General features: G+C 72.4%; 8 protein-coding genes. 4 read left to right on the plus strand and 4 right to left on the minus strand.

Annotation, left to right across the window (positions count from 1 at the left end):
* Nucleotides 1-373: 373 nt before the first annotated feature.
* Both ACZ4UB_RS21345 and ACZ4UB_RS21350 read left to right on the plus strand, forming a co-directional pair.
* Nucleotides 374-1096, plus strand: a complete 723-nt coding sequence (locus ACZ4UB_RS21345; protein ID WP_468072213.1) for a response regulator — start codon at nt 374-376, stop codon at nt 1094-1096.
* A 141-nt stretch (nt 1097-1237) separates the two neighbouring features.
* Nucleotides 1238-4420 (plus strand): efflux RND transporter permease subunit, encoded by a 3183-nt coding sequence (locus tag ACZ4UB_RS21350; protein WP_468072215.1) that lies wholly within the window; start codon nt 1238-1240, stop codon nt 4418-4420.
* 79 nt (nt 4421-4499) lie between these two features.
* Here the strand turns inward: ACZ4UB_RS21350 and nadA are convergent, their stop codons facing one another.
* On the minus strand, nt 4500-5687 hold the full coding sequence (gene nadA, locus ACZ4UB_RS21355) for a quinolinate synthase NadA (RefSeq protein ID WP_354383704.1): 1188 nt from the start codon (nt 5685-5687) through the stop codon (nt 4500-4502).
* 290 nt (nt 5688-5977) lie between these two features.
* On the opposite strand from nadA, the gene erpA reads away from it, so the two are divergent.
* The gene (gene erpA / locus ACZ4UB_RS21360; protein ID WP_214949940.1) at nt 5978-6334 is read left to right on the plus strand and encodes an iron-sulfur cluster insertion protein ErpA; all 357 of its coding nucleotides are present in this window, start codon (nt 5978-5980) and stop codon (nt 6332-6334) included.
* 89 nt (nt 6335-6423) lie between these two features.
* On the opposite strand, the gene ACZ4UB_RS21365 is transcribed toward erpA, so the two are convergent.
* A complete protein-coding gene (locus ACZ4UB_RS21365) occupies nt 6424-7992 on the minus strand; it encodes a hypothetical protein (RefSeq protein WP_468072217.1) in 1569 nt (522 codons plus the stop codon).
* An 87-nt stretch (nt 7993-8079) separates the two neighbouring features.
* Nucleotides 8080-8316, minus strand: a complete 237-nt coding sequence (locus tag ACZ4UB_RS21370; protein ID WP_354383702.1) for a hypothetical protein — start codon at nt 8314-8316, stop codon at nt 8080-8082.
* 132 nt (nt 8317-8448) lie between these two features.
* Between ACZ4UB_RS21370 and ACZ4UB_RS21375 the strand changes: the two genes are divergently transcribed.
* Nucleotides 8449-9423: a carbohydrate kinase family protein gene (locus ACZ4UB_RS21375; RefSeq protein ID WP_354383701.1), complete on the plus strand. Its 975-nt coding sequence runs from the start codon at nt 8449-8451 to the stop codon at nt 9421-9423.
* Nucleotides 9424-9442: 19 nt separating this feature from the next.
* On the opposite strand, the gene ACZ4UB_RS21380 is transcribed toward ACZ4UB_RS21375, so the two are convergent.
* On the minus strand, nt 9443-10837 hold the full coding sequence (locus ACZ4UB_RS21380) for an aminotransferase class V-fold PLP-dependent enzyme (protein WP_468072219.1): 1395 nt from the start codon (nt 10835-10837) through the stop codon (nt 9443-9445).
* Nucleotides 10838-11069 lie beyond the last annotated feature (232 nt).

Below are 11069 nucleotides of genomic sequence, written 5' to 3' on the forward strand. Positions count from 1 at the left end.
GTACGGGCGGCCCCGTGCCCGCGGAACAAGTAACCCGGCTCCGCCGGGCACCGGGCTCCGCCCGGACCCGCGCCTCAAACGCCGGCGAGGCTGGAATGGCCGCCGGTGAGGCTGGGGTGCGCGCCGGCGGGGCTGGGGTGGCCGCCGGTGAGGCGGAGGTGGCCGCCGGCGAGGCTGGAATGCGCGCCGGTGAGGCTGGGGTGGCTGCCGGCGGGGCCGGGGTGCGCGCCGGCGAGGCTGGAATGGCCGCCGGTGAGGCTGGGGTGGCTGCCGGCGAGGGGGAGGGGGCCGGGGGCATTCGGCAGATGCCCCTTAGGGGGTCCCGGCAGGCGGGCGGGCCACCGATCGGCTCGGCGACGTACGCTCTCTTCCCGTGGAACACACGCCGAGCGACCCGCAACCCCCCGCCGCCCCCATCCGGGTGCTCCTCGCCGACGACCAGGCCCTGCTCCGCAGCGCCTTCAAGGTGCTGGTCGACTCCGAGCCCGACATGGAGGTCGTCGGGGAGGCCGCCGACGGCGCGCAGGCCTACGCCCTGGCCCGCGAGCACCGCGCCGACGTGGTCCTCATGGACATCCGGATGCCCGGCACCGACGGTCTCGCCGCCACCCGGATGATCAGCGCCGACCCGGAACTCGCCGGCGTGCGCGTGGTGATGCTGACGACCTTCGAGGTCGACGAGTACGTCGCCGCGGCCCTCCGGGCGGGCGCCTCCGGCTTCCTCGGCAAGGGCGCCGAGCCCGACGAGCTGCTGAGCGCCATCCGGATCGCGGTCGCCGGCGAGGCGCTGCTCTCCCCGGCCGCCACCAAGGGCCTCATCGCCACCTTCCTCGCCCAGGGCGGCGGCGCCCCGCCGACCGCCGCCGCGGGCGTCCACGCCGAACGGCTCGCCGCCCTGACCGGCCGCGAGCGCGAGGTGCTCGGCCTGGTCGCGGGCGGCCTGTCCAACGACGAGATCGGCGGCCGGCTGGAGGTCAGCCCGCTCACCGTGAAGACCCACGTGAACCGCGCGATGGCCAAGCTCGGCGCCCGGGACCGGGCCCAATTGGTGGTCATCGCATACGAATCGGGCCTGGTGCGGCCCCGCGCGGAGTAGATCGGGGCAGTGGGGCGTACTGCGGGCGCGGTACACGCGGGATAAGGACGGGACCTGCGGGCGACGCCCGGGCGCCGTGGCGGGGGAGAAGGTGGGACGACCCTCGCTCCACGCGCTCAATTCGGCAGAGAGATCTCACCCATGTCCTGGCTGTCCCGCTTCAGCCTTGCCCAACGGGCACTGATCGGCCTCGTGTCGATCGTCGCGCTCCTGTTCGGCGCCCTAGCCATCCCCCAGCTCAAGCAGCAACTGCTGCCCTCCATCGAGCTGCCGATGGTGTCCATCCTCGCGCCGTACCAGGGCGCCTCGCCCGACGTGGTCGAGAAGCAGGTCATCGAACCGATCGAGGCCACCCTCAAGGGCGTCGACGGCATCACCGGCATCACCTCCACCGCCAGCGAGGGCAACGCCCTCATCACGGCCAAGTTCGACTTCGGCGACAGCGGCACCAAGCAGCTCGTCGCCGACGTCCAGCAGGCCGTCAACCGGGCCCGCGTCCGGCTGCCCGCCGACGTCGACCCGCAGGTCGTGGCCGGCTCCACCGACGACATGCCCACCGTCGTCCTCGCCGCCACCTCCGACAAGGACCAGCAGGCCCTCGCCGACCAGCTCCAGCGCAGCGTCGTCCCCGTCCTGGAGGACATCCCGGGCGTCGGCCAGGTCAGCGTCAACGGCGTCCAGGACCTCCAGGTCACCGTGACCCCGGACCAGGCGAAGCTGGCGGCCGCCGGCCTCGACACGGCCGCGCTCGCCAAGGGCCTGGAAGCGGGCGGCGCCACCATGCCCGCCGGTTCCTTCGACGAGGCGGGCAAGAACCGCACCGTCCGCGTCGGCGGCGGCTACACCTCCCTCGCCCAGCTGGAGGACCTGCGCCTGAGCGCGGGCCCGGCACCGGGCGGCGCGGCACCGACCGGCGCGGCACCGACCGGCAAGCCGGCGGTCCGCCTCGGCGACGTCGCCACCGTGAAGCAGGAGCCCGCCAAGGCCGTCTCCATCACCCGCACCAACGGCAAGCCCAGCCTGGCCGTCGTCCTCACGATGGACAAGGACGGCAGCTCCGTCGCCATCTCCGACGCCGTCAAGGACAAGCTGCCCGAGCTGCGCACCGCCCTCGGCGCCGGCGCCGGCCTCACGATGGTCAGCGACAACGGCCCGGCCGTCGCCACCGCCATCTCCAGCCTCACCACGGAGGGCCTGCTCGGCCTGGTCTTCGCGGTGATCGTGATCCTGGTCTTCCTCGCCTCGATCCGCTCGACCCTGGTCACCGCGGTCTCCATCCCGCTGTCCATCGTGCTCGCGCTGATCGTGCTGTGGACCCGCGACCTGTCGCTGAACATGCTGACGCTGGGCGCGCTCACCATCGCCATCGGCCGCGTCGTGGACGACTCCATCGTGGTCCTGGAGAACATCAAGCGGCACCTGTCCTACGGCGAGGAGCGCGAGGCCGCGATCATCACCGCGGTCAAGGAAGTGGCCGGCGCGGTCACCTCCTCGACGCTCACCACCGTCGCCGTCTTCCTGCCGATCGGTCTCGTCGGCGGCATGATCGGCGAGCTGTTCAGCTCCTTCTCGCTCACCGTGACCGCGGCCCTGCTGGCCTCGCTGCTGGTGTCCCTGACGGTCGTACCGGTCCTGTCGTACTGGTTCCTCAGCGCCCCCAAGGGCGTGGACGGGGCAACCCCCACCGACCCGGCCGCCGTGGACGCCGTCCGGCGGGCCGCCGAGGAGAAGGAGTCGCGCAGCCGGCTCCAGACCTTCTACGTGCGGGTGCTGCGCTTCGTCGCGCGCCGCCGCCTGGCCACCGTGGCCGTCGCGTGCGTGCTCCTCGTCGCCACCTTCGCCATGGCCCCGCTGCTGAAGACCAACTTCTTCGACAAGGGCGAGCAGGACGTCCTGACCATCAAGCAGGCGCTGGCCCCCGGCACCTCCTTGTCCGCCTCCGACGAGGCGAGCCGCAAGGTGGAGAAGGTCCTCGCGGGCACCGCCGGCGTCAAGGACTACCAGGTCACCGTCGGCTCCTCCGGCTTCATGGCGGCCTTCGGCGGCGGTACGGGCACCAACCAGGCGTCCTACCAGGTGACCCTGAAGGACGCCAAGGACGGCGAGGCCGTCCAGAAGCGCATCGAGACCGACCTGGCCAAGCTCGACGGCATCGGCCGGACCACCGTCTCGGTGGGCGCGGCCTTCGGCAACACGGACCTCAGCGTGGTCGTCAAGGCGGGCGACGCCGGTGTCCTCGCCAAGGCCGCCGAGCAGGTCCGCGCCGAGGTCGCCAAGCTCAAGGACGTCAGCGACGTCCAGAGCGACCTCTCCCAGTCGGTGCCCCGCATCTCGGTCACCGCCAACGCCAAGGCCGCCGACGCGGGCCTGAGCCAGGCCGCCCTCGGCGGACTCGTCGCCCAGGCCGTCCAGGGCACCCCCGCGGGCAAGGCCTTCCTCGGCAACACCGAGCGCAACGTGGTCATCGCCTCCGGGCAGCCCACCAAGACCCTCGCCGAACTCCAGGCACTGCCGGTCGGACCCGTCAAGCTCGGTGACATCGCCGACGTCAAGGTGGTCCCGGGCCCGGTCGCGATGACCCGGATCGACGGCGCCCGCGCCGCCACCATCACGGCCAAGCCGAACGGCGACAACACCGGCGCGGTCAGCACCGAGCTGAGCGCCAAGCTCAAGGCCCTGCACCTGCCCGACGGGGCCACCGCCACCATCGGCGGCGTCTCCTCCGACCAGGACGACGCCTTCGGCTCGCTGGGCCTGGCCATGCTCGCGGCCATCGCGATCGTGTTCATGCTGCTGGTGGCGACCTTCCGCTCGCTCGTCCAGCCGCTGATCCTGCTGGTCTCCGTGCCCTTCGCGGCCACCGGCGCGCTCGGTCTGCTCCTGGTCACCGGCACCCCGATGGGCGTGCCCGCGATGATCGGCATGCTGATGCTCATCGGCATCGTGGTGACCAACGCGATCGTCCTGATCGACCTGGTCAACCAGTACCGCGCCCAGGGCCTCGGGGTCGTCGAAGCCGTCGTCGAGGGCGGTCGCCACCGTCTGCGCCCGATCCTGATGACGGCCCTGGCGACCATCTTCGCCCTGCTCCCGATGGCGCTCGGCGTCACGGGCGGCGGCGGCTTCATCTCGAAGCCGCTCGCCGTGGTGGTCATCGGCGGCCTGGTCAGCTCCACCCTGCTGACCCTCCTCCTGGTCCCGGCCATCTACACGATGGTGGAACTGCGCAAGGAGCGCCGCGCGGCCAAGCGCGCCTCGAAGCGCACCCCCCACCCGACCCCCACCCCCGCCCAGGAGCCCGACGAAAGCCCCGTCAGGGTCTGACGGCACGGACGCACGACAACGCCGATGGGCCGCCCCCTCGTGGAGGGGGCGGCCCATCGGCGTTGGTGCGGGCGCTCGGTTACGGGAGGGCGAGCATGCGTTCCAGGGCGAGCTTGGCGAAGCTCTCGGTCTCCTTGTCCACCTGGATCTGGTTGACGAGGTTGCCCTCGGCCAGGGACTCCAGGGTCCACACCAGGTGGGGGAGGTCGATGCGGTTCATGGTCGAGCAGAAGCAGACCGTCTTGTCGAGGAAGACGACTTCCTTGTCCTCGGCAGCGAATCGATTCGCCAGGCGGCGGACCAGGTTCAGCTCGGTGCCGATGGCCCACTTGGAGCCGGCCGGGGCCGCCTCCAGCGCCTTGATGATGTACTCCGTCGAGCCGACGTAGTCCGCGGCGGCCACGACCTCGTGCTTGCACTCGGGGTGGACCAGCACGTTCACGCCGGGGATGCGGGCGCGGACGTCCTCGACCGACTCCACGGAGAAGCGGCCGTGCACGGAGCAGTGCCCGCGCCACAGGATCATCTTGGCGTTCCGCAGCTGCTCGACCGTCAGGCCGCCGTTCGGCTTGTGCGGGTTGTACAGGACGCAGTCGTCCAGGGACATGCCCATGTCGCGGACGGCGGTGTTGCGGCCGAGGTGCTGGTCGGGCAGGAAGAGGACCTTCTCGCCCTGCTCGAACGCCCAGTCCAGGGCCCGCTTCGCGTTGGAGGACGTACAGATCGTGCCGCCGTGCTTGCCGGTGAAGGCCTTGATGTCGGCGGAGGAGTTCATGTACGAGACGGGCACCGTGACGTCGGCGATGCCGGCCTCGGTCAGCACGTCCCAGCACTCCGCGACCTGCTCGGCGGTGGCCATGTCGGCCATCGAGCAGCCGGCGGCCAGGTCCGGCAGGACGACCTTCTGGTCGTCCGTGGTCAGGATGTCCGCGGACTCGGCCATGAAGTGGACGCCGCAGAAGACGATGTACTCGGCCTCCGGCTTGGCGGCCGCGTCCTTGGCCAGCTTGAAGGAGTCGCCGGTGACGTCGGCGAACTCGATCACCTCGTCACGCTGGTAGTGGTGGCCGAGGATGAAGACCTTGTCCCCGAGCTTCTCCTTGGCCGCGCGGGCTCGGGCCACCAGGTTCGGGTCCGAGGGCGAGGGCAGGTCGCCGGGGCACTCCACCCCGCGCTCGCTCTTGGGGTCGGCCTCACGGCCGAGCAGCAGCAGGGCAAGGGGCGTCGGCTGGACGTCCAAAGGCTGGGCGGTGGTCACGACACGCACCCTTTCTGTTCTGCGACTAGGGACTGCTGGAGAGGTACTTCTGTGGAGGTACTGCGACTTCTCGTCTATTTGACGTTATCTATCATAACCGCTTCACGTCACTTTGACGATGCCCGATAGTGTCGATGTGACGCATTCGCCCGGCCGGCAGGTGTGCGAGCATGAATGTCTGGAACAAGCGCCGGACCCGGAATGAATCGGCGGCCGCGCTCGTTGCCACCGACGGCAAGAGTCCGACCGACGTTTCCCTGCCCCTGCCGGGAAGCCGCCCACTTCGGGAGTGAATGCAGATGTCCGTTCAGGACGAAAAGACCACTGTGAGCGACGGCATCCTCCTGTCCGACGCCGCCGCCGAGAAGGTCAGGACGCTGCTGGAGCAGGAAGGCCGCGAGGACCTGGCGCTTCGCGTCGCCGTCCAGCCCGGCGGTTGCTCCGGCCTGCGCTACCAGCTCTTCTTCGACGAGCGCTCCCTCGACGGCGACGTGGTCAAGGACTTCGACGGCGTCAAGGTCGTCACGGACCGGATGAGCTCTCCGTACCTGCACGGTGCGTCGATCGACTTCGTCGACACGATCGAGAAGCAGGGCTTCACGATCGACAACCCGAACGCCACGGGCTCCTGCGCCTGCGGCGACTCGTTCAGCTAGTCCCTGAGCCGTCAGGCACAGACGCACGGAGGGGCCCGACCGCCATCAGACGGTCGGGCCCCTCCGTGCGTGCGGGTGCCGGTCCCCGGCTACTGGCGGGGCAGCGGCTTGCCCGTGGTCCCGTCGACCACCTTCCGGGCGCCCAGCGGCTGCTCCAGCGTCACCGACACCGACATGTCCTTGGCGAGCATGATGCAGGCCCCGCCCGGGTTCGTCGGGGTGTCCGTGATCTTCACCGTCACCGCGTCGGTGCTCTCCCGGGCCTCGGCGGCGTAGGCACTGCACGCCCCGCCCCAGAAGTTCACGGTGAGCTTCCGGTCAGCCGCGGAGTACGAGAACCCCGGCACCGTACGCCCGGTCCCCGGCGCCGGAGCCGCGTCCCGCGCCGCGGGCTGGGCCACCGTGCGGCCCGCGCCGCCCCCGCTGCCCGCGACCTCGAAGAGCCAGGCGGGCACCAGCCCGCGGGCGCCGTCCACGGTCCCCGCGGCCAGACCCAGCACCGCCGTGCGGACCGTCTCCGTCCGCGGCGGCTTCATCGGGCGCGGCTCCGGGTTGCACGGCGGGGTCTCGCCCGGTGCGATCGGGGCCTCCGGCTCCAGCGGCACGGACGTGGCGCACCCGCTCGGCCCCGTCCCGCGACCGGGGGCCGACGCGGCGTTCAGCCGGTCCAGGGCCTCCTGCGCGCCGACCACCTGCTGGTCGGTCGCCCGCACCGGTGCCTTCAGCTCGCCGCCGGCGGCCACCACCTGGCCGTCCGCGCCCACGCTCACCGTGCTCTGCCAGCCCTGCGTGGGCAGCCCGCCGACCACCGGGTCCGCGGTCACCACGCGCACCGAGCCCTTGAGCTGCCGGGCGTCCAGCTTCGCGCCCTGCTGGCCCACCGCGGCGAGCAGCGGAGCCGCCGCGGCCTTCGCCGCCTCCTCGCTCACCGGCGTACCCGCGCCCGTATCCGTACTCGTACTCGTACCCGCGCCCGTGTCCGCACCGGACACCGCGGCGGGGCCGGGGCCCTGGCCCCCGCTGGGGGCCTGCGCGCCACCGGGCAGGGTGGCGGGCCCGCAGGTGTCCTTGCCGCGCCGGCAGTCGTCCGAGCCGCCCGCCAGGTGGCGGGTGAAGGTCCAGGTCCCGGGCGCCTTGAGGTTCACCTGGAGGCGCGGGCCGGACGGATCCCCGACCACCCCCGCCTGCCACAGCTCGCCCACCAGCTTCGGGACGGCCGTGATGCCGAGGGCGCTCGCGAGCCGGGCCACCTCGGCCTCGGTGACCTCGCCGCTCGCGGCGAAGGCGGGCGCTGCGGCCGGACCCTGGGGGAGGGGGCCTTCGGCCCGGTAGGTCACCCCGGACCCGTTGGGGTCCGGTTCGCCCGGCGCGATGCCGGGGGCCGAGGGGCCGACGGAGCCGGGGGCGCCGGGAGAGGCCGCCCTGGCCGCGGCGTCGCCCGCGGACAGTGACGCCGCGGCCGCGCCCGTGCCGTCGTGGGCCGTGGTGGCCCAGTACGCCGTACCGCCGCCCGCCAGCAGGACGGCGGCCGCGACCGAGGCGACGGCCCAGCGGGGACGCCGTCGTGGGGCGCCGCCCGGCCGCGCCGCGACGTCGGCCAGTTCGGCCGTTTCGGCCGGTTCGGTGTTGTCAGTCGGACCGGAATGCTCGGTGGTCACCGGATCGCTCCTTCGCCTGCCTCGCCGTGCGTGATGCGAGTGGGACGGAACAGGAGCGAAACCGGTTCCCCGGTCCCGCGGAGGGGATCAGTACCCGTACTGCGCGGTGGAGGCGATGAGCCGCGCGGAGGCCGGCGGCACGCGGACCCCGTGGATCTGCGAGGGCGCCACCGGGGCCGGTCGGGGGCCCGCCGGGACCGACCAGTGGGGCGCCATCCGGGCGCAGTCGCCCAGCAGCCGGGCGAAGCCCGGCTGGCGCGAGACTTCCGTGGTCCGCCCGGGAGCGGTGTACTGCGGGTACCCGAAGCCATCGGTATAGGTCATGGGGGCACCGTAAGCAGCGCCACCGGTGCGAAGAAAGAGCTACTACGGGGTAGTTTCAGCCGGTCGGCCTCGCGGCGTCTACCGGGTAGGTTTGATTGTCAGCTTGCCGCCCTCCGCAGGAGCATCCACGCCGTGCGCATCGCAGTCACAGGCTCCATCGCCACCGACCACCTCATGACCTTCCCCGGCCGCTTCGCCGACCAGCTGGTCGCGGACCAGCTGCACACGGTCTCGCTCTCCTTCCTCGTCGACAACCTCGACGTGCGACGGGGCGGTGTCGGCCCGAACATCTGCTTCGGTATGGGGCAGCTCGGAAGCCGCCCGGTCCTCGTCGGCGCCGCCGGCTACGACTTCGACGAGTACCGTGCCTGGCTCGACCGCCACGGCGTGGACACCGAGTCCGTCCGGATCTCCGAAGTGCTGCACACCGCGCGCTTCGTGTGCACCACGGACGTCGACCACAACCAGATCGGCTCCTTCTACACCGGCGCCATGAGCGAGGCCCGGCTGATCGAGCTGAAGTCCGTCGCCGACCGCGTGGGCGGCCTGGACCTCGTCCTGATCGGCGCCGACGACCCCGAGGCGATGCTGCGCCACACCGAGGAGTGCCGGACGCGCGAGATCCCCTTCGCCGCCGACTTCTCGCAGCAGATCGCGCGGATGGACGGCGAGAACATCCGGACGCTGATGGAGGGGGCGACGTTCCTCTTCTCCAACGAGTACGAGAAGGGCCTCATCGAGTCGAAGTCCGGCTGGACCGACGCGGAGATCCTCACCAAGGTCGGCACCCGCGTCACCACGCTGGGCTCGAACGGCGTCAAGATCGAGCGGGTCGGCCACGATCCGATCGTCGTCGGCTGCCCCGAGGAGACCGCGAAGGTCGACCCCACCGGTGTCGGCGACGCCTTCCGCGCCGGTTTCCTCACGGGCCTGGGCTGGGGCGTCGGGCTGGAGCGCGCGGCGCAGGTCGGCTGCATGCTGGCGACCCTCGTCATCGAGACCCTCGGCACCCAGGAGTACACCCTGGCCCGCGCCCACTTCATGGAGCGCTTCGCCAAGGCCTACGGCCCGGAGGCCGCGGCCGAGGTCCAGGCGCACCTGGCGTAACGACGCGACGCGGCGCCGTTCACACCAGGCGCCGCACCGTGTGAGCGACCCCCACCCCACCCGGGGCGGGGGTCGCTCCCACGTACTCCTGGCCCCGCATCCCGCACCACGCCGGAATGTCCAGCCGCGCCACCTCGTCGTCCGACAGGACCGTGACCGTCCCGCCGACCGCCACGCCCCCGATCGCGTTCCCCAACTCGATCACCGGCTGCGGGCACCGCAGCCCGAGCGCGTCGACGACCAGCGAATCGGCCGGTTCCGGCGCTCCCGCCGGCTGCGCGGACGGCGCCACGCCCAGCCGCGTCCGCACCCCGGCCACCACCCCCGGCAGCACCTCCAGGAAGCCGTTCACCTCCTGCGCCGTCGTGCCCACCGGCAGCGAGATCCGGACGTTCCCCTCCGAGAGCACCCCCATCGCCTTGAGCACGTGGCTCGGGGTCAGCGTCGAGCTGGTGCACGAGGACCCGGACGACACCGAGTACCCGGCCCGGTCCAGCTCGTGCAGCAGGATCTCCCCGTCGACGTAGAGGCAGGAGAAGGTGACCAGGTGCGGCAGCCGCCGCAGCGGATCGCCGACCACCTCGACGTCCGGGACCAACCGCGCCACCCGCCGCCGGATCCGGTCCACCAGGACGCCGAGCCGCTCCGACTCGGCCTGCGCGTCCGCCCGTACGGCCCTCAGCGAGGCCGCGGCCGCCACGACGGCCGGGATGTTCTCGAAGCCGGGGGAGCGGCCCGACTCCCGTTCCCCGCCCGGGCCTTGGGGCGCGAAGCGGACCCCCTTGCGGACGGCCAGCAGGCCGACCCCGGGCGGGCCGCCCCACTTGTGCGCGCTCGCGGTCAACAGCGACCAGCCCTCGGGCGCCGGACCCCAGGGCAACGACTGCGCCGCGTCCACGAGCAGCGGGACCCCGGCCGCCCGGCAGCGCTCGGCCACTTCCGGCACCGGCTGGACCGTCCCCACCTCGTGGTTGGCGGACTGCAGGGCGGCCAGCGCGGTGTCGGGGCGCAGCGCGCTTTCGAACACCCGCGGATCCACCGCTCCGGTGCGGTCGACCGGGACTTCGGAGAAGGAGCCCCCGCGTGACTCGACTGCCGCCGCCGAATGGAGGACAGAACTGTGTTCGACCGCGGACACCACGAGGTGCGCGCCGACGCGCCGACGGCCCGCCAGGGCGCCTTCGACGCCCGCGTGAACGGCGTGCGTCCCCGAAGGAGTGAAGACGAGTTCGTCCGGGCGGCACCCGACGGCCTCGGCCGCCGCCTCCCGCGCCGCGTCCAGCAGCAGCCGGGCCCGCCTGCCCTCCCGGTAGAGCCGGGCCGGGTCGGCCCAGCCCTCGTCCAGCGCGGCCTGTAGGGCCTGCCGGGCGACCGGGTGCAGCGGAGCGGCGGAGGCGACATCGAAGTACGGCATCCGGCCACGCTATCCGGCGGCCCCGCGCCCTTGGACGTCCGCCGAGGTCAGGGCCCGTCAGATGCCGTCCGGGCACCGCCATTCAGGTGTACGGAGGCCTTCCCCCGTACGGCGGATCCACCCCTTCGGGCGCAGTAGCGGCGCGTTGGGCACCCTCCCCGCGCGACCCCAAATAGCGTCCAGTAGGGTTTGGTCCGCATAAACATCCAAACCCCTGCCTGCGTCAGGGCCG

This window comes from Streptomyces sp. NPDC028419, assembly GCF_055565515.1.